The 25053-nt window shown below is 60.5% G+C and carries 22 protein-coding genes; 10 read left to right on the top strand and 12 right to left on the bottom strand.

From position 1 onward, the window contains the following. Positions 1-20: 20 nt before the first annotated feature. The 5 genes from HNR55_RS03170 to HNR55_RS03150 all read right to left on the bottom strand — a co-directional run bounded on the left by HNR55_RS03170 (position 21) and on the right by HNR55_RS03150 (position 5741). Entirely contained in the window at positions 21-1082 is a 1062-nt protein-coding gene (locus tag HNR55_RS03170; RefSeq protein ID WP_166111135.1) for a WD40 repeat domain-containing protein, read from the bottom strand. After that, positions 1079-2086: a CobW family GTP-binding protein gene (locus tag HNR55_RS03165; RefSeq protein WP_166111133.1), complete on the bottom strand. Its 1008-nt coding sequence runs from the start codon at positions 2084-2086 to the stop codon at positions 1079-1081. The genes HNR55_RS03170 and HNR55_RS03165 overlap by 4 nt, the downstream gene beginning before the upstream one ends. Before the next feature lie 116 nt (positions 2087-2202). Further along, entirely contained in the window at positions 2203-3579 is a 1377-nt protein-coding gene (locus tag HNR55_RS03160) for a chloride channel protein (RefSeq protein WP_166111130.1), read from the bottom strand. 96 nt (positions 3580-3675) lie between these two features. Continuing rightward, a complete protein-coding gene (locus HNR55_RS03155) occupies positions 3676-4632 on the bottom strand; it encodes a cation diffusion facilitator family transporter (protein ID WP_166111127.1) in 957 nt (318 codons plus the stop codon). A 20-nt stretch (positions 4633-4652) separates the two neighbouring features. Beyond that, the gene (locus HNR55_RS03150; RefSeq protein WP_242005393.1) at positions 4653-5741 is read right to left on the bottom strand and encodes a cation diffusion facilitator family transporter; all 1089 of its coding nucleotides are present in this window, start codon (positions 5739-5741) and stop codon (positions 4653-4655) included. A 210-nt stretch (positions 5742-5951) separates the two neighbouring features. On the opposite strand from HNR55_RS03150, the gene HNR55_RS03145 reads away from it, so the two are divergent. Next, entirely contained in the window at positions 5952-7604 is a 1653-nt protein-coding gene (locus HNR55_RS03145; RefSeq protein WP_166111121.1) for an NAD(P)/FAD-dependent oxidoreductase, read from the top strand. 25 nt (positions 7605-7629) lie between these two features. Here the strand turns inward: HNR55_RS03145 and HNR55_RS03140 are convergent, their stop codons facing one another. Next, the gene (locus tag HNR55_RS03140; RefSeq protein WP_166111118.1) at positions 7630-8418 is read right to left on the bottom strand and encodes an alpha/beta fold hydrolase; all 789 of its coding nucleotides are present in this window, start codon (positions 8416-8418) and stop codon (positions 7630-7632) included. 170 nt (positions 8419-8588) lie between these two features. Between HNR55_RS03140 and HNR55_RS03135 the strand changes: the two genes are divergently transcribed. Beyond that, positions 8589-9398, top strand: a complete 810-nt coding sequence (locus HNR55_RS03135) for a universal stress protein (protein ID WP_166111115.1) — start codon at positions 8589-8591, stop codon at positions 9396-9398. 32 nt (positions 9399-9430) lie between these two features. Here HNR55_RS03135 and HNR55_RS03130 read toward each other — a convergent pair whose 3' ends face one another. The 3 genes from HNR55_RS03130 to HNR55_RS03120 form a co-directional block, all read right to left on the bottom strand. Next, positions 9431-11389, bottom strand: coding sequence for an OPT family oligopeptide transporter (locus HNR55_RS03130; protein WP_166111112.1), 1959 nt, complete (start codon positions 11387-11389; stop codon positions 9431-9433). Between the two features lie 168 nt (positions 11390-11557). Next, entirely contained in the window at positions 11558-13417 is a 1860-nt protein-coding gene (locus HNR55_RS03125; protein WP_166111109.1) for an alginate export family protein, read from the bottom strand. 216 nt (positions 13418-13633) lie between these two features. After that, positions 13634-14152 (bottom strand): hypothetical protein, encoded by a 519-nt coding sequence (locus HNR55_RS03120; RefSeq protein WP_253544943.1) that lies wholly within the window; start codon positions 14150-14152, stop codon positions 13634-13636. 243 nt (positions 14153-14395) lie between these two features. Between HNR55_RS03120 and HNR55_RS03115 the strand changes: the two genes are divergently transcribed. Further along, positions 14396-14623: a DUF3126 family protein gene (locus HNR55_RS03115; RefSeq protein ID WP_166111106.1), complete on the top strand. Its 228-nt coding sequence runs from the start codon at positions 14396-14398 to the stop codon at positions 14621-14623. Between the two features lie 75 nt (positions 14624-14698). Here HNR55_RS03115 and HNR55_RS03110 read toward each other — a convergent pair whose 3' ends face one another. Further along, positions 14699-15319: a DUF2939 domain-containing protein gene (locus HNR55_RS03110; RefSeq protein ID WP_242005392.1), complete on the bottom strand. Its 621-nt coding sequence runs from the start codon at positions 15317-15319 to the stop codon at positions 14699-14701. A gap of 191 nt (positions 15320-15510) precedes the next feature. Here HNR55_RS03110 and HNR55_RS03105 point away from each other — a divergent pair, with 191 nt between their 5' ends. The 5 genes from HNR55_RS03105 (at position 15511) to HNR55_RS03085 (ending at position 20671) form a co-directional block, all read left to right on the top strand. Then, positions 15511-16284, top strand: a complete 774-nt coding sequence (locus HNR55_RS03105; protein ID WP_166111101.1) for a HesA/MoeB/ThiF family protein — start codon at positions 15511-15513, stop codon at positions 16282-16284. After that, positions 16277-16672 (top strand): DsrE family protein, encoded by a 396-nt coding sequence (locus HNR55_RS03100; protein WP_166111098.1) that lies wholly within the window; start codon positions 16277-16279, stop codon positions 16670-16672. Before HNR55_RS03105 ends, HNR55_RS03100 begins: the two co-directional genes overlap by 8 nt. A 134-nt stretch (positions 16673-16806) precedes the next feature. Further along, positions 16807-17814 (top strand): SH3 domain-containing protein, encoded by a 1008-nt coding sequence (locus HNR55_RS03095; protein WP_166111094.1) that lies wholly within the window; start codon positions 16807-16809, stop codon positions 17812-17814. A gap of 35 nt (positions 17815-17849) precedes the next feature. Continuing rightward, on the top strand, positions 17850-19310 hold the full coding sequence (gene pyk, locus HNR55_RS03090) for a pyruvate kinase (RefSeq protein WP_184382534.1): 1461 nt from the start codon (positions 17850-17852) through the stop codon (positions 19308-19310). A 128-nt stretch (positions 19311-19438) separates the two neighbouring features. Beyond that, the gene (locus tag HNR55_RS03085; protein WP_166111091.1) at positions 19439-20671 is read left to right on the top strand and encodes an SMP-30/gluconolactonase/LRE family protein; all 1233 of its coding nucleotides are present in this window, start codon (positions 19439-19441) and stop codon (positions 20669-20671) included. A 405-nt stretch (positions 20672-21076) separates the two neighbouring features. Here the strand turns inward: HNR55_RS03085 and HNR55_RS03080 are convergent, their stop codons facing one another. After that, positions 21077-22273, bottom strand: a complete 1197-nt coding sequence (locus tag HNR55_RS03080) for an MFS transporter (protein WP_242005391.1) — start codon at positions 22271-22273, stop codon at positions 21077-21079. Between the two features lie 142 nt (positions 22274-22415). Beyond that, positions 22416-22628 (bottom strand): hypothetical protein, encoded by a 213-nt coding sequence (locus tag HNR55_RS03075; protein WP_166109652.1) that lies wholly within the window; start codon positions 22626-22628, stop codon positions 22416-22418. On the opposite strand from HNR55_RS03075, the gene typA reads away from it, so the two are divergent. After that, positions 22530-24350, top strand: a complete 1821-nt coding sequence (gene typA / locus HNR55_RS03070; RefSeq protein WP_166111088.1) for a translational GTPase TypA — start codon at positions 22530-22532, stop codon at positions 24348-24350. The two genes, HNR55_RS03075 and typA, sit on opposite strands and share 99 nt — an antisense overlap. 367 nt (positions 24351-24717) lie before the next feature. Next, positions 24718-24981 (top strand): hypothetical protein, encoded by a 264-nt coding sequence (locus HNR55_RS03065; RefSeq protein ID WP_166111085.1) that lies wholly within the window; start codon positions 24718-24720, stop codon positions 24979-24981. Positions 24982-25053: the final 72 nt, after the last annotated feature.

Raw genomic sequence — 25053 nt, 5'->3', positions numbered from 1 at the left:
GAGGAGTGGTTTTGCCCGGTTCAGGTTGCGCTGGACAGGTCCAGCAGCCCGATCACCCCATCTTCGGTGCCAAAGCCCAGTGTGCAGCCATCCGGGCTGTAAGCCAGCGCGGTAACAGCGCCAGCCTGCCCCAAGGATACAGGAAGTACGCGCTGGGTCGTGGGCTCTATCATCACAACCGTGCCATTGGCAAAGCCCGCAGCCACAACTTCCTGCGATGGGTGGAAGGCAACGCGGGTGCACAATGCGCCCCCTGCGCCTGGGAGTTCTGCCGGGGGTTTGCCCATGGGGCCGCCGCCAAAGAACGGCCACATCACCACAACGTCCGCACCACTGGTGGCCAGCCATTTGCCATTGCTGGAAAAAGACATGGAGCGTACCTTGCTCGGGTAGCCACTCATGCGGATATTGTGCCCGTCTGCCAGCCGCCAGCCGTGCAGGTCGTTTTCCTGCATGGCGGTTACCACCGCATCCCCATTCGGGTGCATGGCAATGCCCAGATGGCTGCCTTTCCATTCCAGCAGCCGGGCACTGCCATCCTTGGACTGGGTGAACCACAGCGACACACCATTATAGTGCGATGCGGCAAGGCGCTTGCCCTTGGGGTCAAACGCAATACCGCCAACGGTGGTGGGGTGTTCAAACGTGCGGATAATTGTGCGGCCCGTGGCGTCGCGCAGTTCCACATTCTTGCCCGATGCCGCAGCGATCAGGGTGCTTTTGTCGCTGACAAATGTGGTAATGTGCTCTACCCAGCGGCGGGTTTTGGCCAGTTCTTCAATTTCGCCCGCAGGGTCAAGGCGGCACAGGCGGCCATCATCCCCGCCGGTTAAAAAACTGTCTGCCAGTGTATCGGGGGAGAGGGCCAGTACTGGCCCGTCATGCACCGCGTAGGTTGCCCACGCATTGGGGGCAGTCAGGTCATGCCGGTGGGCGACCACCACGTCCCCTTCACCCGTGGTAAAGGCGAACCGGCTGGAATCGCGCGAGGCAACGCAGCTCGTAATTTCTCCCTCGACCTGCCGGAAGGCGCCGCGCTTTTCAATCAGCCCGCGCAGAAGGGTTTCCTGAGTCGCGCTCATGCTGCAATGCAGCTTTCAAGCCCACGGCGGAGCTGTGGCCTGTTCAGATTGCGGCCAATAAAGACCAGACGGCTCTCCCGGGTTTCACCATCCTTCCATGGGCCAATGGCGTTGCCATCGGCCATCATGTGCACGGCCTGAAACGCAAAGCGTTCGGGCTGGCCTGCAAAGTCCAGAATCCCCTTGGTGCGCAGCATGTCTGCCCCTTTTTCCTGCAACAGGGCGCTGATCCATGCCTGAAAACGCCCCGCATCCAGCGGCTGCCTGACCTGAAGGGACACGCTGGAAATGTCTTCCTCATGGTGGTGTTCGGGATGTTCAAGAAAATCAGGGGTGTTTTCCAGCACACGGGCCAGATCAAACCCGCCACGGTCCAGCACATCGGTCAGGCGCACATTGCCCTTTTGGGCATGGTGGATGGGGGCCGAAGCATTGATCTTGCGAATGGCGGCCTCAATCTGGGCAATCTGGCCTGCATCCACCAGATCGGTCTTGTTGAGGATAATCACATCGGCAAAGGCCACCTGCTCGCGCGCTTCGGAGCTTTCGGCCAGTGTGCTCAGGAAGTTAAAGGCATCCACAACCGTAACGACCGCGTCCAGTTTTGCTTTTTCGCGCACGTCTTCGTCGGCAAAAAAAGTCTGGGCCACGGGGGCGGGGGCGGCAAGGCCGGTGGTTTCCACAATAATGCCGTCAAACTTGCCGCGGCGCTTCATCAACCCGTTCAGAATACGGATCAGATCGCCCCGTACGGTGCAGCAGATGCAGCCGTTGTTCATTTCGAACACTTCTTCGTCCGCGTCCACAACCAGATCGTTGTCCACGCCCAGTTCGCCAAATTCGTTAATGACCACGGCGTATTTGCGCCCGTGTTCGGCGGTCAGGATATGGTTGAGCAAGGTGGTTTTGCCCGCGCCCAGAAAGCCGGTCAGCACCGTAACGGGCACACGGGTATCGGGCGTGCTTGTGGCAGCATTTTCCGGCGCGAGGGATGCGTCAGACATAGGGTAAGCCTCCAATTCAACAATCGTGCTTTTCATATAGGACGCCAGATTATGAGAAACCAGAGAGGCATGGCTCCGCCGCGCCATAACCGGAGCTTCCGTGGCGTGTAAAAAGCCTAGTTTTCGTGTGTGTCCGTGGTGTTTGTAAGGGACTGGGGTTTTTGTTTGGGGGCGGTGGAACGCAGGAACCGCACGGCCAGCGCGCCATAAAGGGCATGGCTGCACAATGCGCGTGAAATCCCAAAGGCCAGAAAGGCACTGGCCATAAGTGCCAGCGTGATCTGCTGGTTATCGCACATTTCCATCACAATAACGGTTGCGGTCAGGGGGGACTGGGTGACCGCGGCAAAGTAGGCCACCGTGCCCAGCAGCACCACGGCACCGGGCGTGGTGTGGGGCAGAAAATGCGCGATCCACCCACCCATGCCCGCCCCGACAGAGAGCGAAGGCGCGAACAGCCCACCGGGGATACCCGAGCAGTAGGAAATAAGGGTGGCCAGCAGCTTGAACAGAAAGAACGAGGCCGGGTACTGGTCGGAGCCCATAATAATGTCACGTGCCTGCATGTAGCCCGTGCCATAGGTCATGCCGCCGCAAAGCAGGCCGATTATGGCCAGCGCCAGCCCGCACAACGCGGCGAACAGAACAGGGCGCAGGCTGATAAACCGCCCGAATGCCCCCGGAATCCCGCGGGAAATGCGGACCAGAAGGGCCGAGAACATGCCCCCGCACAGCCCCCCCATAACCCCGCAGACCACCACGGCCAGCCAGCTTGTTCCAACCGGCACGGCGGAATAGGTGTGGCCGAAATAGGTGTAGTTCCCCACAAGGGCAATGGCGGTCACGCCGGAAATAATCACGCAGGTCAGCATGGTGCCGCTGGTGCGCTGCTCAAAGGAGTGGGCCAGTTCTTCTATGCCAAACACAATACCAGCAAGTGGGGTGTTAAAGGCGGCCGCGACCCCGGCAGCCCCGCCAGCCTTGATCAGGGCGCGCTGCTTGGTCACATCGGTCAGGCCCGCAAGGCGGCCCACCGTGTGCATGATGGACGCCCCCACCTGCACGGTTGGCCCTTCGCGCCCGATGGAGGCGCCACAGAGCAGGCCAAGGCAGGTCAGGCAGATTTTGGCCAGTGCAATCCGCAGGGCCAGAACCTTGTCCACAATGGTCATGTCCTGCAGGTGCATGCAGGCAATGGCCTGCGGAATGCCGCTGCCCTGCGCGCCGCGGAACCATGTGCGGGTCAGCCAGGTAGAAAGTGCCAGCCCCAGCGGGGTCACCAGCAGCATCAGCCAGGGGTTGATATGCACAAGAATGGTGCGCACATGGGCTGCCCTGTCCGCCAGCCCGGCGAAGGCTACGGCGACCACACCAACCAGAACCGCCCCCGACCAGTAAATAAGCTTGCGTCGCCAGCTTACGGTGCCAGCTTTGGCGTGTTCACGCAGATGGCGCAGGGACTCTGCAGTGGGTATCACGCTCGCGGAGGGCATGAGGCATCTCTTGCATAAAAGAAAAAAGATGCGACCCAGTTTAACATTTCATGCGGCAGAAGAAAGACATTACCGTCTTTTATGATGGTTTTCTGTTTATTTTTCTGCTGAAGAACCGAAGCTGACGGGGGATGTCCCTGTGGAGGGGATGTTCAGGACCGTATGATCGTGCTTGGCGCAGGTTTCCGGTTCTATATGAATATGGACCAGCGTGCTGCCCATATGCGCGCGCAGGGCGTGTTCAATGCGGTCGCAGATGTCATGCGCGACCTTTACGCTCATGGTGCCCGGAACGACCAGATGGAACTCAAGGAATGTCATGGCCCCCACAATGCGGGTGCGGATATCATGCGCCTGAATGGCTCCATGTCCGTTGGCCGTAATAATTGCGCCGATTTCGCCCAGTGTCTGGGTGTCCGGGGCTTCGTCCATCAGCCCGGCAATGGAGTCCCGCATGACTTCCCAGCCAACCCGCAGCACGTTCAGGGCCACCAGCCCGGCCAGAACCGCATCCAGTTGTGGCCAGCCCAGCAGGGGGATCAGCGCAACACCGGCCACAAGGGCCACACCCGTCCATACATCGGACAGTACATGCTGCCCCCCGGCAATAAGGGCGGGGGAATGGCGGGCCTGCCCGGCACGGAGCATGATCAGCCCCCAGCCCAGATTAACGCAGGTTGCCGCCCCGTTCAGCAGCAGGCCGTTCCATGGCGCCAGTGCGGGGTGGGGGTTCAGCCAACCTTCCACGGCCTCGCGCCCAATCACAAATGCGGTAATGACCACCAGCGTGCCCTCGGCCACGGCGGACAGATACTCCGCCTTGTAGTGGCCATAGGTATGGTTGTGGTCCGCCGGGCGCTCTGCAACGCTTAACGCCCATAGCCCCCCTGCGGCGGCGACCACGTTGATAATGGTTTCTATGGCATCTGCATGCAGGGCAACGCTGCCGCTTACGGCAAAGGCTGCATATTTGAGCCCCAGCGCCACAAGGCTGACAAACAGGCTGACAACGGCAAGGCCCCGGTTACTTCCGGGGAGCGGGAGTTCGGGCATAGGCTCTTGTTTATCTGGTGTTAGACGGTGTGCGGGTCAGACAGGTGGCACGTGGGGCCGTAATCCTGTGTTTCCATCTGCACGGTGGGGTGGGCAATGCCAAAGCGTTTGCGCAGAGTGGTGACAAGTGTGTCGAGCAGGTGGCTATCGCTTTGCGCATCAGCGGCGTCTGCGCTGCGGACCAGATGCACGGTCAGGGCGGTTTCGGTCGTGCTTATGGGCCAGATGTGCAGGTCATGCAGGTCCGCAACACCGGGGGTGCTGCGCAGAAAGCTTTCCACTGCACTGGGGTCGACCTCACGCGGGACGGCATCCAGCGCCATATCCAGCGAATCCCGCAGAAGGGACCATGTGCTCAGGACCACCACAACAGAAATGGCAAGGCTTATGGCGGGGTCTATCCATGCAACATGGGTCAGCAGCACCATCCCCCCGGCAATAACCACGGCAAGGGATGTCAGGGCATCGGCCATGAGGTGCAAAAAGGTCCCTCGAATGTTCAGATCCCCTTTCTGCCCGGCGGCAAACAGCATGGCGGAGGCACCGTTTACCACAATACCGATGCCTGCAACCACCATCATGGTCATGCCCGCAACCGGGGTGGGGTGCATCAGGCGGTGAATGGCCTCCCACGCAACGCCGCCAGTGACCAGCATGAGAATGATTGCATTGGCCAGTGCCGCCAGAATGGAGGAGCGGCGCAACCCATAGGTAAAGCGCACGGTCGGGCTTTTGCGGGAGAGGTACTCGGCCAGCCACGCGGCGGCCAGTGCGAGCACGTCTGAGAGATTATGCCCCGCATCGGCAATGAGCGAGAGCGAATGGGCATAAACACCCCATATCGCCTCCGCCACCAGATAAAGCGAGTTAACGGCAATTCCTACGGCAAAAGCCGTACCAAAGGAGGTAGGCGTGTGCACGTGGTGGTGGCCAAATCCGTGCTTGTGCGTGCAGGCCGCCCCGTTACCTTCATGCTCATGCTCATGCTCATGCTCATGCTCATGCTCATGCTCATGCTCATGCTCATGTGTGCAGGGCGAAGGGGCGGTATGGCCTGTGCAGCCCGAATGGTCCGTATGGTCATGCGTCGGCATGTCTGGGGCTGGCATGGCTCTGGCTGCTTTCATTCACACAAATGGCCGTAGGATGGCGCTATTTCAGGGTTGCCACTTTATCTAGGGTGGGTTGCCGCAGAATGGAAGTGGAATATCCTCCACCGATTGCACGGCAGGCGTTGCACGCCCAAGCCGTTCCAGAATAGGGAAGGAGCCAGAGGATCGTTTTGCCCCATTTGCAACTATACTGGATGAACACGCCCCATGCTCCGTCTGACTGAACTGCGGCTACCGCTGGACCACCCGCCCGAGGCACTCCGGCAGGCGATCTGTGAGCGGTTGGGCATTGGTGCGGATGCGCTGGAACACTACACCGTGTTCAAGCGCGGGCATGACGCACGCCGCCGTTCTGCCATATGGCTTGTGTACACGCTGGATTGCGCCGTGCGGGACGAGGCAGATGTGCTGGCCCGTTACCGGATTGCGCACCCCGGCAACATCCATGTCCAACCCGCGCCGGACATGGCCTGGCATGCGCCCATTACCAATGGCGCAGCCCTTGCCGCGGCAGAAGGGTATAAACGCCCCATTATTATCGGCGCCGGGCCATGCGGGTTTATGGCCGCCCTGATTCTGGCCCGCATGGGGTTGCGGCCCCTGCTGCTGGAGCGTGGCAAGGTTGTGCGTGAACGCACGGTGGACACGTTTGCCCTGTGGCGTCGCTCCGTGCTGACCCCGGAGAGCAACGTCCAGTTTGGTGAGGGCGGGGCCGGTACTTTTTCCGACGGTAAACTCTACAGTCAGGTGCGCGACCCGCGCTTTCTGGGCCGCAAGGTGCTGGAGGAGTTTGTAAAAGCCGGTGCTCCGGAGGATATCCTGTATCTGGCGCACCCTCATATTGGCACGTTCCGGCTGGTGTCCATGGTGGAGCATATCCGTCAGGAAGTGGAGCAGGCCGGTGGGGAATACCGTTTCGGGGCCAGAGTGGATGACCTGCTGCTCAACGCATCCACCCGCAAGGTGGAAGGGGTGCGCCTTTCCAGCGGGGAGGTTATTGCAGCAGACCATGTTGTGCTCGCCGTGGGCCACAGTGCGCGCGATACGTTTGCCATGCTGCAAAAACAGGGTGTGAGCATGCAGGCCAAACCCTTTTCCATGGGGGTGCGGATCGAGCACCCGCAATCGGTTATTGATACGGCCCAGTTTGGCCCCAGCGCAGGCAACGAGCAGTTGGGGGCGGCCGAGTACAGGCTGGTCCACCACGCAGCCAATGGGCGGGGTGTGTATTCCTTCTGCATGTGCCCCGGCGGTACGGTCGTGGCGGCAACATCGGAGGAAGGGCAGGTCGTTACCAACGGCATGAGCCAGTATTCCCGTGCCGAACGGAACGCCAATTCGGGCATGGTGGTGGAACTGCGCCCCGGTGAGGACTACCCGGATGACCCGCTGGCAGGCATTGCCTACCAGCGCCACTGGGAGCGGCAGGCATTTCTGGCCGGGGGTGGGGATTATCGCGCCCCTGCCCAGCGTGTGGGGGATTTTCTGGCCGGTCGTCCATCCACCGCGCTGGGGGATGTGGTGCCCTCCTACAAACCGGGAGTAACACCAGCGGACCTGTCCACCTGCCTGCCGGATTTTGTGGTGGAGGCCCTGCGAGAGGCCCTGCCCCGGTTCGAGCGCAAACTACGCGGCTTTGCCATGGATGATGCGGTCATGACCGGGGTGGAAACCCGGACGTCCTCCCCTATCCGCGTGCCACGGGGGGAGGATGGTCAGTCCGTCAATACACCCGGCCTGTACCCTGCGGGGGAAGGGGCAGGGTATGCCGGGGGGATCCTCTCCGCCGCCATGGACGGTATCCGCATGGCCGAGGCCGTTGCGCAGGATATGGCTGGCCTGCCGGTTACTCTGGCGTAAGAGCCTATCCCGCGCGTGCGGGGCTTCAGGGAATATTGGCCAGAAACTCTTCCACCAGTTCGGTAAAGCGCTGGGGGGCATCGGCATGGACCCAGTGACCCGCACCACGAATGCTCTCCAGCCGGTGGTTAGGAAAAAGTGTCCGCATGGCCGGCTCGTTATCCGGGCTGATATAGGGAGAGTTTTCCCCGCGAATGAACAGGGTTGGCCCTTCATAGCGTAAGTCCGGGGCAAGGTGGGGCCAGCCCATAATGTCGGGCATGGCGGCCAGAATATCGGGCAGGCCGATGGCCCAGCCGGGGTTATCCCCCAGCCGTATGTTCTGCGCCATAAGCTGGCGTACCGCATCACTCGCAATATAGGGGCGCAGCAGATCGTTGGCGCCGCGCAGGTCCAGATATGGGGGGAATTGCAGCCTGTCCAGAGTGTCGGGCAGGTCCAGCCGGTCAAACCCGCCCTGTGCGGGCGCTATGTCCACCACAATCAGGGCGCGTATGGCGGTTGGGTGGGTCAGGGCTGCCATCATGGCGGTTTTGCCCCCCATGGAGTGACCGAGCATAATGGCGGGGCTGGCGTGGAGGTGCTCCATTGTGTCCAGCACATCCTGCGCCATGGTGGGGTAGCTCATGGGGCCGTGGGGGCTGTTACCGTGGTTGCGCAGGTCCATGGCCAGCGTACGCCGGGTTGTGGCCAGCTTGCGCTGCACAAAACCCAGATTGCGCGCCCGGCCAAACAGACCATGCAGCAGCACAACCGGCAGGGTTTTTTCGGGCGTTGGGTGCTCGGGGCCGCGCTCGCTCACGTTTAGCAACACTGTTCTGCTCTTTCCTCTGCTCTGGCGCGTATGGCGCATGGTGGGGCAGTTTTGCCCAGCTTTGCCGCTGAATGCGAGGGGCAGGGGCCTGTTTTTTCTTCACCTTCCAGAGAGAGGGCAGGTGTGTCACAGTCAGACCCATAGTTTATGGTGTGCGAGAGGGAGAGTGCATGCAACGGTGCCTTGTTATTCTCAGCCAACTGGACCAGACGGAGGTTTTGCTGGGCATGGCGGCACAGGTGCTCACCCGTATCCGGGGGATGCAGCGGATTGATGTGCTGGCTGCGCGGGAGCCTCCGGAGCAGATTCTGGGGCGCATGGGGTTTTCCGATACACAGGCCCAGACCCTGCGGGCCAGACAGCGCGAATGGGCCGATGCCCTGCATACCCGCTTCCAGCAGTGGCTGGCGCAGGAATATGGCACTCCCGCAGACCGGCTGGGCAAGGTGGAGGTTAACTGGCTGGACCCCGAAATTACGGTGGACCGCATTATTGCAGGTTACGGCAAGGACGCCGACCTGCTGATTCTGGGCTTCCCCGATAACCGGGACAGCGCCCAAAAGCATGTAGCCACCCGTGCCGCTATTTTTGAATCCGGCCGCCCCGTTCTGTTTGTGCCCCCATTCTGGGAGCAGACCAGCGGGGACCGCATGTTCATGGCATGGAAAGACACCCCCGCCTGCCGCCGCGCGTTTTTTGCCGCCCGCTCCTTTGTGGGGGCGGCCGAGGCGGTTGAGGTGGCCGTATCCGCCACCGATCCGCTGCCGCTGGATATTCTGCCCGGCGTAAGCGTAACCCAGCAGCCAGTTGCGGAGAGCCGCAATGTGGGAGAAACCCTGCTGGACATGGCCGGAACCTTCCGTGCCGACATGCTGGTGCTCGGAGGGTACCAGCATAACATGGTCTATAGTCGGCTTATGGGCAGTGTGACCGACTATATTCTGGCCAACCCCCGTGTGCCGGTGCTTTTACAGCACTGACAGCCTTATGGGCTGGCCGTCTGGCAGGGAGTTCAGGGCGTGCGGAGTGTTTTGCGCGCAAAAGCCCAGCACAATGCGCCAAAACCCAGTGTGCCCAGAATGGCGGGTACGTTCTGGGGCACAAAGGCGGCGAGGGAAAAAGCATTATCCCGCCCAGTAGCGCCGGAAAGAACAGCCAGTAACACCCCGGTCAGGCTTTCCCCCACAATAAAGCCCGATGCCAGCATGGTGCCGGTGGAACCACCTTCCGGGCTGCTCTGGCCCGTGGTGCTGGTGGCCTGTCGGTTACGGCTGATCCGCTTGAGCACCCACCCCAGTATGGCCCCGCAGGCCAGTGTCAGACTGACGGAGGCTGGCAGGTACAGGCCCACGGCTACCCCCAGCGGCGGCAGAGCCTGCCCCCGGCGGCGCAGGCCAAGATCCAGCACGACCAGCCCCACCCCCAGCCCCATGCCAACGCAAAGCATGGTCCAGTCCAGTGAATGGGTAAAAATGCCTTTGGCAATCAGGGTAATCAGGGCAGGTTGGGGGGCAGACAGGGCATGGGCGGGGTCCATGCCGGGGCGGGGCATGGCGCCGGTAAACCCGTATGCCTGATACAGCAGGTTGAGAACGGGCGGGATAACCGCAGCCCCAACAAGGCAACCCGCTATAAGTGCGACTTCCTGCTTCCACGGGCTGGCCCCCACAAGCTGGCCGGTCTTGAGGTCTTGCAGGTTGTCGTTGGAAATGGCGATGGTGGCGGTAATGGCCGACAGGAGCAGGATGGTAAACGCTGTGGCCAGTTTCTGGCCATCCGCCATCATGGCGTCAGGTGTCAGGCCCAGAGCCTCAAGTGCCAGAATCATTAGCGCGCACAAGACTGCGCCAATAATGATAATGCCTGAAATGGGGGAGGAGGATGACCCCACAATACCCGCCATGTACCCGCAGGCTGCGGCCATGACAAAGCCGAAGACAACGCAGAACACCACAGCCACGCCAACAATGGGCCAGAACCCGTGTGCCACGGGGGCCAGAAAGGCGGCAAAAAAACCAGCCAGCAACAGCATGGCTCCCACCATAAGCCCCCCCATGGTGCGGGCGGAAAGGTCCTTGTCTGTTGTGGCGGTCTGGCCCGTTGTGCGTTGCAGCATGGTGCGTATGCCCCGCAGCACGGGGGGCATGAGCTCGATCAGGGTCCAGAGGGAGGCAATGGCAATGGCGCCAGCCCCCACAAAGCGGACCTTGTGCAGCCATATGTCCTGCGCAAACTGGGCGGGGGGCAGGTGCGCGGGGTTGGGTAACAGGCTGGTCAGCCAGGGCACACCCACGCCCCATGCCAGTATGCAGCCTGTTAGCATGGCCATGCCCCCGCTCAGGCCAACCAGATACCCCGCCCCGATCAGGGCGGGGGAAAACGCGGCACTGAGCTGGAAGACGGCACTGCCCGCACTTGCGGTCAGGTTAAGCCCATCGCCCAGCAGGCGCAGGCCGCCACTGCAAAACGAAAAAACAGAGGCCATGACCCCGCCGCTGATCAATGCCTGCAGGCCGCGCTGGTTGCTCCTGTCCGCCCCTGCGCGCAGGATTTCGGCCGCGGCCACACCTTCGGGGTAGGGCAGGCTGCTTTGTGTCACCAGCGCGCGCCGGAGCGGGATGGTGAACAGTACCCCCAGCACCCCGCCAGCAAAGGACAGCCCCGCCGTCTGCCAGAAGGGAAAATGCGTCCAGAACCCGGCAATAATCAGCCCCGGAAAGGTCGCAAACACGCAGGACAGCGTGCCCGCGGCCGAAGCCTGGCTTTGCACCATGTTGTTTTCCAGCAGGGTGCCCCCGCCCATAAGGCGCAGCACGGCCATGGAAATAACCGCAGCGGGTATGGATGAGGCAAATGTCAGCCCGATCCGCAGGCCCAGATACACATTGGATGCGGTAAATACGACGGTAATAAGCGCACCAAGCAGTAGACCACGGAGTGTGAGTTCCCGTTGGGGGTTCGGGCTGGCCATGCGTCCTGTCTCTCCCGGAGGGTCATGGAGGTTGCGCCATCCATCATGCGGGTGGTCTGGCGTTCCCTCGCGTACGGTCCAAGGGCGGAGGATTTGCGGGCAGGCCGCAATCCTCCGCTCTTTTGTGCACATACGATGCTCACCGGGATTTGTCTGCCCCAAAGCGGGTCAGAAGGTCAGTTCAATGTTGCTTTGTACAAAGGCGCCAGATGTGGCTCCGGCATTGGTCATGGTGTGCGAGGCAAAAATGTATTCTCCGTCAATGCCAAGCGTAATGTGGCGTGTGGCCCGCCAGGTAAAGCTGGCCTGTGGCATGGTGGCTGTGTAGGCCCCGTGCGGGCGATAGGCGTAAAAGGCGGTGCCGCTGGCATAAATGGCATCCTGTCGGCTGTTACGCCACACGGCGGGCACCTTGAGCAGCAAGGTGGTGTTGGGCGTGGGGGCAATGGTGGCAATGGGGCCTACGTCGATCAGGTTGGACTGACCGATATAGGTGCTCATATCCAGGTAGTAGGCGCTGGGCACGTAGGGGGACAAAAAGCTGCCCCAGGAACTGTTCTGGTCTTTGTGCATATTCCCGCCTGAGACACTGTCCACCTGTATGCCAATGGCAGGATGGCCGGGCCATTTTGCAAACCGCCAGGAGAGCGTGGCATCAATGGCATAGGCGGAAACAGGGCGCGTTGGTCCGTTTTTGGCCGCGCGGAACTCACCCCCCTGCCACATGGCGCCAACCGAAAACTCCAGCGGGCCTGCATTGCCCCATATGCGTGTGCCCGGCGTATCGCGGTGGGTGGAGCCCGCAATGGAGCCACCTTCCAGAGTGGGCAGGGCACTCTTGGAGAGAATGAACCCCAGATAGAAAGTATCCACAAACACCTGACTGTTGCGCCCCAGGAACTTGAAGCTGGGCACCGCGTAGGATGTATAGGCTCCGAACAGACGCGAGTTCCATCCGACCTGATCGTGGAACATGGCCGAAGGCGCAGTGTTGGTCAGGGTCAGGTAAAACCCGTCTATGCGGAAGTTTTTCCAGAACGCATAGCCGCGCAGACCATTCCATGAATAGGGCAGGGAAGGGTACACGCTCCCTGCGGTAAAGTAGGGTGGTGCATCCAGAAAGGTCATGCGTCCAGCCATGCCGCCCACGGTGGCGTTAAGCACCTTGCCGCGCACTTCCACAAAGGCCTGTTGCACATCCAGCCTGCTGCGCCAGCGGCCCCCGGCGTAGCCATAGTAATTGACCCCCGCCGCCTGACCGCTCATCAACTCCCCATACAGGCGGACATGTTCGCCCAGATGCAGGTCCGCGCCCGTATTCCAGCGGAAGTTGTTGCGGTAGGAGGGCTCTTTTTTGGTCGAGCCAAATCCTGCGCGCTGGTCATAAAAATTGTGTTGCCGGAAGTTGCCGCTCAGTGACAGGTAAATATCGCCTTCCGTGTTGAACGGAATGTATTTGAGCACATCCATAGGGTCCAGCCGGTTGCGTTTGTCGCGCAGGCTCGACCAGTCTTCCGCCCAGCGGGAGACGGCATAATACCCTACGGTGCCAAAGCCTGCGGCTGCCCCGGTATTGGTGTTGAATACGCCCCACGGTCCCTGATGCAGCAGGGCTGTTGGCAGGGGCTTGAGTTCAAGCGACTGGGGCTGGCCGTAGGCTTCGGGGCGGCTGGTCAGGGGAGGGAGCAGTCGGCTGTTATCCCAAAAACTGGACTGGGGGGGCTGGGATGCAGGAGGGGTAATCGTCACAATGCGTGCCCCCGTAACATGCGCAGGGGCAGTAACGGTGGTGGTGGCAGCCGTTGCGTCTGGCTGCGTGTCCGGCTGTGTGTGCGGCATATGGAGATATGCCGCATTAGGCGCGGTTTCGGCCCGGATGGGGGCTGCCCATAGGCAGAGCAGGGCCGAGCCAGAGGCCAGAAGCCCGGTACGCAGCGCCAGGGAAGGCGTGTAACCGCGCAGGCCGGACACGGGGGGGTGTGCGGTGCTGGTCGGTTTTGGAGCGGTGTGGCGGGTGATTACGGTCATGGGCCGAGGTCACTTCTTGTTATTTTTATTAGGTCCGGCAATTCATTCAAATAATGAATTACTTATATTCCCATTATTGCTATAAATGCGCTCATGTCATATCGCATTTGCGTGTGCTGCATTGCTTATACGGAATGCAGCGCTATTTTTCGATAAAAATTAAAAAAATCTGGTTAACAAATCTGTGTTTTTCAAAAATGTTTGAAAAAATGCAACTCAGGCGGACGGAGCCCGGTGCTGGAGTGTATGCAGGCAGGTCTGCGCGCGCGTAGCCAGACGGATGTCATGAACTGTGGTCACGGCCTGTTCGGCCTGTCTGCGCCATGTGGTGGACATGCCCGTGGGCGAGCAGATGTTTCTGGTACTGCCAGTTGCGGCCGCATTGGGCTCGGTCGCGCTCAGTACCATTGCAGGCTGGCGGGGGAGCAGGCGTTGCAGCGTGTGCTCCAGTGACCGGGCCGTACGGGCGTCGGTCTGTGGCAGAACGGTTGCCACAATGCGGGCGGCTTCCGGCCTGCCCTGTGCCAGAGCCTGCATCACATCGTCCCACCCATGGGGGCGGGAGAGCGCTGTTGCAGTCTGGGCCACGCCATCATGCGTTGCCATGTACAGCACATGATCTGTTCTGTCGCTCTGTATGGTCGGTGGCAGGGGCCTGTCCTGCGTGGCCATAACACACAGCCCGGCGGACAGGCTGATCAGCAGAGCGGACAAAAGAGGGCGCAGTGCTCGCACGATGTAGGTATCTCCCTTGATGAGAGAGACAGTTGCATGGTGGAAAGTGGCGCGGGCATGGCAAGGGCGTGGCACATCTGCCAAAGGTTGCCCCGCCCGAGCGGGATGGCCTATAGGGTGCGGAACAGATCGGAAGGCGCGCACGCCGGGTTTATGGTCGTTCACCTTTGGCGGGATGATCGGATACGCCCCGTGCCCTGTTTTTCCTGATGCGTGATTTGGCTCGACTAAGGAATGAATGACATGAGCGCTTCTCTTTCTGCTTCAGAGATCACCCGCCTCCAGAGCGCGCTGCGCCGCCTGCTGGGTTCGCCTGAACTGACTGTAAACCCGGCCCCGCGTGCAGGTATGTCGGTCGAACTGGCCGTAAAGGGTGAAGTTATCGGCACCGTCCATCGTGATGATGAAGATGGCGATGTCAGCTACGCCATAAATATGGTGGTGCTGGAAGAAGACCTGCCCCGCGCCTGAACTGTAGCGACAGCAAAAAGCCAGTCCGCCGCAAGGGAGGACTGGCTTTTTTTGTGGGTTCCGCTCCGCCTGTTTTCAGGTGTTGGAAGGCGTAGCCGATGCCTGCATGATGGGAGCGCGTCGTACGGGCAATTCCACGTTGGTAATTTTCCACTTCCAGCCCTGAATACGCAATTCCACGCGCAGGGGTGTTTCGTGCTCATGGCCGGGCAGGGGGAGTTCCATAACAAACTGGTTCAGGCGGTTGAAATGGACCGAAGCCCGCGTGGCCAGAGATGCAAAGGACGGCGTACCGGACTGCGCCGAGGGCGCGGAACTGGGCAGGGCCTCATCCAGCAATGTGCCAAGGTTGGCCTGCGTGACCGTGGTATCCACTGCGTTGGATACGGCTGTCGTGGCAAAGGACGACCCGAAATCAGGCAGTTCATCCGCTGCGGGCTGGATGTTCAGGTGCAGGCCAGCCAGTGTCTGCCGTTTGAGTGAGGCATCAAGCGCGCCCCAGTTGATCATCCGGCCCAGGGCTACGGCATCGTGGCGTTGCAGGTCGGAGGCGACAGACCACAACGTGACAAAAGGGGAGGCCAGATACAGGCCAAACGATGCAGCCGCCGTGGCAACACACACCCGGCGCGCGGTCTGGCGGCGGGGCAGACTGGCTGGCCGGACTGCGGGTCCGGGCTGGGTGAAGGTTGTCATGCTACACATTCCTCATATGCGTTTGATGCAATTCTTATAAACCAGATACCGTCTTCTAACCAGATAATAATGCGTGTGGTTCCCTATGTTATTACAAAAATGTGACCTTTGTTGCTCAGTTTTTGGGGCATCCATAACGCATATGGGGGAGCATATGCCCCAGACTACTCAGGAGCGGATACAGAAGACCCATGCAGCTTGACCTCAGCGAAAATGAAATCCAGCGCTATTCCCGCCACATTCTTCTGCCCGAGGTCGGCGGTACGGGGCAGGTCGCGTTAAAAAACGCCTCCGTGCTTGTGGTGGGGGCCGGTGGGCTGGGTGCGCCAGCGGCTTTGTATCTGGCTGCCGCAGGCGTGGGCCGAATCGGTCTGGTGGATGATGATGTGGTCGAACTGTCCAACCTTCAGCGGCAGGTACTGCACACCACGCGTGGCGTGGGGCGCAAGAAGGTGGATACGGCGCGTGAGCAGCTGGCCGCCCTGAACCCCGAGATTGTGGTGGAGGCATGGGATATGCGGCTCAATGCCAGTAATGCCCACGATCTTGTCACCCGGTATGACCTCGTGTGCGATGGGTGCGACAACTTTGCCACCCGCTACGCGGTCAACGCGGCGTGCGTACAGGCTGGCAAGGTGCTGGTCTCTGCCGCCGTGCAGCGGTTTGAAGGGCAGTTGGCCACATTCAGCCCCACCACAGGGGGCGGGTGCTATAACTGCCTGTACCCTGCAACAGACGGGCAGGCATCCGGCCTGAGCTGTGGTGATGCCGGTGTATTTGGCGCGGTAACAGGTGTTATGGGCACATTGCAGGCAACGCAGGTGCTCAAGCAGATACTGGGTCTGGGCAACACTGGGGCCGGGGAACTGCTGATGTGGGATGCCCTGCGCATGAGGTTTACAACCATGACCCTGACTGCTGACCCGGCCTGCACGGTCTGTGGCGGAGGGCATGGTCATGGCTGAGGCGCATACTCCCCCCTGCGATCTGGCCTTGCTGGTTGTGGAGGCCCGATACGAGCGTATTCACGCGGCTTACATGCTGGCGGCCACGGCTGCGGCCATGGGGCAGAACGTTCTGCTGTTTGGCATGGGGGCTGGGGTCTGCGCCTTTTGCGGGGAGTGGAACGGGCTGGATGGAGCCGAAGGCGCGCGTATGCGGGCGCATGCGGGTGTTGCCGGGCTGGATGACCTGCGTGAGGCGGTGGTGGATATGGGAGTGACCCTTATGGTGTGCGACTCCGGCGTAAAAACACAGGGGCTGAATGCACAGGACCTGCTGGAAGGGGTTGAAACCGTAGGGCTGCCGAGTTTTTTTGACCGGGCTGGTCAGGCCAGACAACTCGTATTTTAACGGATGAACGTGCATGCAAAGGCAGGTTTGAACAGGGTTGTGACGCAAGTCTGTCCTGCTGTGAAACGTAAAGTCACGTGCGAAGTGTGTGCGGCCTCTTGCCCCCGCGTCACTCTCTTGGCAGGGATGCAGCCATGATGTGCACTCGCTCCTTTTTCCGGTTTCGCCTGCTTGCCTGCGTGACGGGCTGCATGGTGGCTTTTTCTGGCATCACGGCGTCTGCCGGTGTTGCGGCCGATGGTGTGGCGCCTCCGCTCCACAAACACCATAAACACGCCCTGACGGCCCCACAGGCCACAGCCGCGCACAAGGCCGGGAGCGGCAGAACCAGAGGCAAACATGAGACCGCCGCCACGCGGAGCGGTAAAAAAGGCGCGCACTCCAAAAAGCATGAGGCCGCAAGCGCGAAGGCCAGGCTAGCGCACCATACCCCTGCGCACCACCATGTTGTGGCGGCTGCCACAGGGGCTGCGGCCGCAACGGTTGCCGCTGGTGCTGCTGCTGCTGCTGCTCCCGCACCCGGTACGCCCGACATGGGGGCACCCGATGCTGGTGTGCAGAACGACCCCGCAAAAGGGAGTGTAACCGGCCTGCCGCTGCCACGTTATGCCGCCCTGCGCTCGGATGAAGTGAACATGCGGGCAGGGCCGGGGCAGCGTTTTCCCATTCTGTGGGTCTATCATCGCCGGGGTATGCCGGTGCGGGTGGAACGGGAGTTTGATGTCTGGCGTCTGGTGGAAGATCCCACCGGGCAAAAAGGCTGGATGCAGCAGGCCACACTGGCGGGTGGGCGAGATTTTCTGATCCCCGGTGAACCTCCGGGGGACGAAACACCCGTGCCCGCACAGGCCGGTAAGGATGGCGAAAAGGCCTTGCCTTCGGGGCATATGGATGCTCGGGTCGTCGCCAGTGTTGGTACGGCGCAGGATGCGGCAAAACTGTCCGGTGTGGTGTTCATGCGTGCAGGCGCCAGTGAGGATGCCGCCATAGTGGCCGTGCTGCGGCCGGGTACGGTTGGCTCGGTCCGGGAGTGTGCGGCTGGGTCGGCCTGGTGCAAGGTTTCGGTCAAGCAGTATAACGGATGGGTGCCCCGCCGGGCCATCTGGGGTGTGGATGCTGAGGACGTGATCAGCCCCTCCTGAACTTTTCCGGCGGAGTGTTAAGGAGAAGCTGCTTTATGTCTCTTGTCACAATGCCGGATAGTAAAAAAACAGAGGCAGTGGCCTGTCGCACCAAAATTGTTGCAACACTTGGTCCAGCCTCATCCGATTACGCAACCATCCGTGACCTTGCTCTGGCAGGGGCGGATGTGTTCCGCTTCAACTTCTCCCACGGCACCCACGCCGATCATGCCAGCCGCCATGCTTTTGTAAGGCAGGTTGAGGCCGAACTGGGCCGCCCTATTGGTATTCTGGCCGACATGCAGGGGCCAAAGCTGCGGGTCGGACGCTTTAGGGATGCTAAGGTCGAACTGGTGCCGGGTGCGCCTTTCAGGTTTGATCTGTCCGACACGCTGGGGGACGCCACGCGCGTGCAACTCCCCCACCCCGAAATTATCAAGGTGGCCACACCGGGCAGCCGTCTGCTGATGGATGATGGCAAACTGGCCGTGGTGGTGGAGCAGGCCGGGCCGGACTGGCTGGCAACGCGGGTGGAAATTGGTGGCCCGCTCTCCGACCATAAAGGGGTGAACGTGCCCGATGTGGCGCTGCCCATTCCGGCCCTGACGGAAAAGGACAAGGTGGATCTGGCCTATGCGCTGGAACTGGGGGTGGATTATGTGGCCCTCTCATTTGTGCAACGGCCGGAAGATCTGGTGCAGGCCCGCAGCCTTGTGGGCGAGCGGGCTGCATTGCTGGCCAAGCTGGAAAAACCTCAGGCGGTGGAAAACCTGTCCGCCATTCTGGCCCTGAGTGATGCGGTTATGGTGGCACGCGGTGATCTGGGGGTGGAACTGCCGCCAGAGAGTGTCCCCCTTATTCAGAAACGGATTATCCGCGAGGCCCGCAGGCTGGGTAAACCGGTGGTGGTGGCCACCCAGATGCTGGAAAGCATGATAACCGCACCAACCCCCACACGGGCCGAAGCGTCGGACGTGGCGGCAGCGGTGTTTGACGGGGCTGATGCAGTCATGCTCTCGGCGGAGTCGGCGGCGGGGCAATACCCGCGCGAGGCGGTGCGGATCATGAACCGTATTCTGTGGCGGGTGGAGCAGGATGCAGGCTGGCAGGCCCACATGGCCGCAGCCCGTCTTGCCCCGGAAGATTATGTAGCCGACGCCATAGCCAGCGCCACCCAGCAGGTTGCAGCCACTCTGCGCTCTCCCGCCATTGTGGCCTATACGCACAGGGGGGCCACGGCCCTGCGCATTGCGCGTGAACGCCCGACCTGCCCGGTGCTGGGGGTTACGCCCACGGCGCAGGCCGCGCGGCGGCTGGCTCTTGTGTGGGGTGTGCGGGCGTTTGTCAGCCCGCCGCACACGGCATCCACCACGGTAGAACGGATGGTGGAAGAGGCTCTGGCTGTTGTGGCCCGCGCACAGATTGGCGCTCCGGGGGATTCGGTGGTGATTGCCGCAGGTGTGCCTTTTGGGGTGAGTGGTTCCACCAACCTGATCAGGGTTGCCAGAATTCCCTGAGCGCTATGCGTTGAACTGGAGCCTGCCGGAGGTGACAGCCCCCCCGTTGCAGGGTATGGCGGGAGGTCGAGCCGGGCGCAGGCCGTATGGGCGGCCTGCTGGCAGGGCAAGGCGCAGGGGACTCTCAGATGGTAACCTCATTACGGAACAGGTTGGTCAGGCGGCATGTGCTCAAGGGGTTGTCCGGCCTGTCAGCCGGTCTGCTGCTGCCACGCCTGAGCGGCCCCCGGCAGGCGCTGGCCACCAGTGCGGGTGCGGCGGTAACCGCCTTCCCGCCTGATGTCACCACCCAGCCGCCCCGGCAATGGGGGCCGGAAGCGCCTCCGTCCTATGCGCCGGACCCCGATGTGATGGTGATAGACCGCTCTTTCCGCGATCTGATCAGTGGTCATGCGACCATCCATCGTGTGTGGAATGGCGGGGTGTGGTTGGAAGGCCCGGCATGGTCGGCCGAGGGGCGATACCTGCTGTTTAGCGATACCGTTACCAGCCAGCAGTACCGTTACCTGTGGGAGACAGGCGAGGTTACGCTTTTCCGTCCGGAATCCTACCATTCCAATGGCAATACGTTTGACTATCAGGGTCGCCAGATTTCCTGCGAGCATTTTTTACGCCGTGTTGTGCGCTGGGAGCATGATGGGTCGGTGCATGTGGTGGCCGATCATTTTGAGAGCAAACCCCTGAGTTCCCCCAATGATGTAATTGCCCACCCCGATGGCAGCATCTGGTTTACGGATCCGGGGTATGGAGACAGTCTTGCAGAAGGCCACGCCGACGCCGCCGGGGGGGAGGCCAACCCCGATGGGCGTATTCGCTGGCGGGTGGGCGAGGAACTGATCGGTGCCATAGGTGGCATGCACAGGCAGCCCGATCACACGTTCCGGGTTGATCCTTCGGGGCGGATTGATGTCGTGTTAACGCAGGACCAGTTGCCCAACCCCAACGGGTTATGTTTTTCGCCCGATTTTTCGCATCTGTATGTTATTTCCTCAGGGCGGCAGAATGGGGCAGGCGGGCATGATGGGGATCTGGCCGTGCATGAGTTCGACCTGCACAGACAGGAACTCCCCCTTTCCAACCCAAGGCTGTTCACCAATATGCGTTTTGAAGGGGTCCAGATGATCCCTGACGGGCTGAGGGCCGATATTTATGGCAATCTCTGGTGTGGCGTAAGCGGGCCACTGGGCCTGTGCGGAGTGTTCATCTTCAACCCCGAAGGGCATTTGATCGGGCGCATCCGCCTGCCTCATGGTGTTTCCAACCTGACCTTTGGTGGCCCCAAGAGGGACTGGCTGTTCATGTGCGCAGGGGGGGCTCTTTACAGCCTTCAGGTGAATACCCAGGGGGCTGGTCCAGCCTGATAAAAGCCAGTCATGGGAAAAGAGTGGATATTCGGAAAGTAGATGGCTGAAAGAAATTCGGATACGATACATTGATTATTGTAGTTACGCCCGACAATGCTCCGCTGATCTTGAGAATCTGGTGATATGTTTTGATAACGGGTTATGTTTTGAGGTCATCTGTGTCGATGTGACTTGAAAGCAGCAGGCGCGGTGACCGACATCAGGTGAGATTGCGCAACCGGAGAGGCCGCGGTGTTGCGGGTGGTTGGGGAACTGTATTGATGGCGGCGTCCACCGACAGTCCCACCTTCACCAAGGACATCTGCTCTTTTGGAGCGCAGGATTAAAGGACTGCTTCTCCCCTGTCAGGTTAAGCTGTTGCCTGCACACACAAACGGTCCTGCGTCACCGGTTGGGAGCATGTTACACGCTCTTTTTCAAAATCAGGGGCAGCAGGGCGAACAGGCCGCATAAGGTGGCGGCAAAAAGGGCAAGCCCGTGGGGGCTGGCCTGCATGGCCGCCGCACTTATGGCCGGGCCGGTAAAGCTGCCCAGCCCCCATGCCAGCGAGCACAGGGCGTATATGGCTATCAGGTCTCCATCGCGGTAGCGGTTGCCTGCGGCGGCCATGGCAACGGAATACAGGCTGGCAAATGCTCCGTCCCACACAAACATGAGCGGGTAGGCAAGAACAGGCTGGTGCATGACCAAAGGCCAGAGCAACGCGCCACCACAGGCCAGCAATGCCAGAATGATCTGTAAGGCCCGCCGGTTGGTTCTGTCTCCAATCCAGCCAATGGGCACCTGCATGACCGTTGCCCCCAGCAGCATGACGCTCAGCAGCAGGGTGGCCGCCCGTTCGCTCCAGCCAGACTGGATGGCATAGAGCGCCAGAAAGGACGTGGCTGCGGCATCCAGCATGGCAATCAGCAATGTGGCGGTAATGGCAATGGGGGCCAGCGCCAGATAACGCCAGAGCCGGTGCCGTGTTGGGGCCGCAGGGGGTGGGACTACCATCCATGGGGCCTGTGTTAGGGTTGCGGCCAGCAGCAGGAGGGCGGCAGTGCCAAAAAAGGGCAGGTTCCCCTGTCTGCCAGTCAGGCTGAGCAGGGCGGGACCCATGGCAATGCCGACAAAAAGCAGCGTGTTGTAAAGCCCCATGACACGGCCCCGCGCATGGTTGTCCGTGATCTGGTTCAGCCAGCTTTCGGACAGAACGAGAATGACCTCGCAAAAGGCCCCGAGCAGGACACGCAGAGGGAACCACGGCCAGATGGAGTGACCCAGCGGGAAGAGCAGAAGTGTCATTCCAGCACCCATAAGGGCCAGAAAAATGGCCCGCCGTGGTCCAAGATATGTGGCCAGACGCGGCATGAAGGGCGCAATGCCCAGGGCGCCCAGTGCCTGCATCATGCTGTTGGCGGCCACCATGCTCGCGCCATAGCCCCGATCCGCCAGATCGAGCGTAAAAAGGGGAGCGCCCAGACCCATGACCAACCCAAAAACAAGGCCCATAAATGTCAGGGTGGCTGTAGGCCGGAACTGGATGCGCGGATTTGAAGGGGATACGTGGTCCGGCATGCGGTCCTTCATGGTGTTGGCGGTATCGGGGCATGACATAAATCAAAGGCCCGGCGGAGTCGCAACAGGGGGTGAGCCCGTTGGGGCGCGGCATTGGACCTGTGCTGTGGCGCTCTGGTTCTGACGCACGCAGGGCTCAGGTCAACCCCCATGTGGGACAGACATAAGAATTTTACGTGCATTATGGTGCGGGGAGGGCTATCTGTGCGGCCACGCAAACACCACAGCGATCGCTGACCGCCCTTCCAAGCACGGAGGAGGCGGTAAGGCGCGCAGGAGCAATCAGGCCGACTTCATGGATATCCGCAATATCGCCATCATTGCACACGTCGATCATGGCAAGACCACTCTCGTTGACGAACTGCTGAAACAGTCTGGCTCTTTCCACGAGCATCAGCACGTTGCTGAACGCGCCATGGACAGCAATGATCTGGAACGTGAGCGTGGTATTACCATTCTGGCGAAATGCACGTCTGTTGTGTGGAAAAATACCCGCATCAACATTATCGACACCCCCGGACACGCCGACTTCGGCGGGGAAGTGGAACGTATTCTGAGCATGGTGGACGGCGCGGTTGTGCTGGTCGACTCTGCGGAAGGCGCTCTGCCCCAGACCAAGTTCGTTGTGGGCAAGGCTCTGGCCCGTGGGCTCAGGCCGATCGTGGTCGTGAACAAGATCGACCGTGGCGACGCCCGCCCCGACGAAGTGCATAACGAAGTGTTCGACCTGTTCGCAGCCCTTGGTGCGAATGACGAACAGCTCGACTTCCCCATGCTGTACGCCTCTGGCCGTCAGGGCTGGGCCGATCTGGAACTGGAAGGGGCCCGCAAGGACCTCAGCCCCATGTTCGACCTGATTATCAAGCATGTGCCTGCTCCCGTGCTGGACAAGGAAAAGCCGTTCGCCATGACGGCCACAATCCTTGAAAACGACAACTTCCTCGGGCGTGTGCTCACCGGTCGTGTCGAACAGGGCCGTGCCCGCATGAACATGCCGGTCAAGGTGCTGCGTGCGGACGGTTCCGTGGTTGAAACAGGCCGCCTGACCAAGCTGCTCTCCTTCCGTGGCCTTGAACGCGTTGCGGTTGAGGAAGTGGAAGCAGGGGACATCGTGGCTGTGGCCGGTCTGTCCGAAGCCACCATTCCGGACACGATTGCCGCCCCCGAAGTGACCGAACCGCTGCACGCCATTCCGGTTGACCCGCCGACCCTGTCCATGACCTTCCGCCTGAACGATGGCCCTCTGGGTGGCCGTGAAGGCAAGAAGGTGACGTCCCGCCAGATTCGTGACCGTCTGTTCAAGGAAACCGAAAGCAATATTGCCATTCGCGTGACCGACAGCCCCGAAAGCGAAGCGTTTGAAGTGGCTGGCCGTGGTGAACTTCAGCTTGGTGTGCTGATCGAAACCATGCGCCGTGAAGGGTTTGAACTGACCATCGGTCGTCCGCGCGTGCTGTTCCGCACGAACGAAGAAACCGGTGAACGTGAAGAACCGTACGAAGAAGTCACCATTGACGTGGACGAACCCTATTCCGGCGTGGTCGTGGAGAAGATGTCTCTGCGCAAAGGCCAGATGCAGGATATGCGTCCCTCCGGTGGGGACAAGGTGCGTCTGACCTTCATCATCCCCTCACGCGGGCTGATCGGCTACCACGGCGAATTCCTGACCGACACGCGTGGCACAGGTATCATGAACCGCCTGTTCTTCGGGTATCAGCCGTATGCTGGCACCATTGAAGGGCGTCGCAATGGGTCGCTGATCTCGGCTGAAGATGGCAACACCACAACGTATTCCCTGTTCTCCCTGCAAGAACGTGGCACACTGTTTGTGGACGCTGGCGAAAAAGTTTACGTCGGCATGATCATTGGTGAGCATTCGCGTGAAAACGATCTGGAAGTTAACCCGGTTCGTGAAAAGAAGCTGACCAACATGCGCGCATCCGGCAAGGACGATGCCCTGATGCTGACCCCGCCGCGTCGCATGTCTTTGGAACAGGCTATTGCTTACATTGAAGATGATGAACTGGTGGAAGTGACCCCTTCAGCCATTCGTCTGCGTAAGCGTTACCTTGATCCGAATGAGCGTAAAAAGCGGTCCAAAAGCCGCGAAGGCTGAGTAACCAGGGGCCACGCGCAAGCGTGGCCCTTGTTTTTTGTGGGCATAGGCAAACTAAGGTTACTCTGTGGCAAGGATTATTTTTTTCGAGCGCATTACAGGCATGAAAACTAGGTACGTCTTTCTAAAATCAAGGAAAACTGCCTATTTCAGGCTGTTTTTTTGTTGAGAATTCCTAAAATGTGGCAAAACTATGGCATTAGTGCGTTAAACTCATAATAAGTGAAAACGTTGCGCAAATTTTAAACGCAGACGGCCTGTCTATGCCGTGATATGCATGAACCCAGAAACCGGCTGGAGGTTTTTTGCACGGGATGGTGCAGTAAAGCCAAAGGAATTCTGACCGGTTGTATTGGAGATTTAAGAAATGATTTCTCGTCGTCTGCTCGCCGCTCTTTCCACAGTCGCTCTGATGGGCGCTGCTGTTCCTTCTTTCGCTCAGGAAGCTGCTGCTCCTGCCGCTCCGGCTGCTGCCGCTCCTGCTGCTCCTGAAGCCGCAGCTCCTGCTGCTGCTGAAGAAGGCAAAAAAGCCGACAAGCATGCCAAGCATGCTGGTAAGCATGGCAGCAAGCACCACGCCAAAAAAGGCGCCAAAGGTGACGCTGCTCCGGCTGCTGAATCCGCTCAGTAAGTCAACCATATCTAGCGGTGGGGTGGCGTAAGCCAGCCCGCCGGTGATGTGGAGGCATAAGAGCCTTAAAAT

The sequence above is a fragment of the Acetobacter lovaniensis genome (assembly GCF_014207635.1).
Taxonomy (GTDB): Bacteria; Pseudomonadota; Alphaproteobacteria; order Acetobacterales; family Acetobacteraceae; genus Acetobacter; species Acetobacter lovaniensis.
The sequence above is the reverse complement of the archived record's forward strand: the minus strand, read 5'-3'. Positions and strand labels throughout refer to the sequence as shown.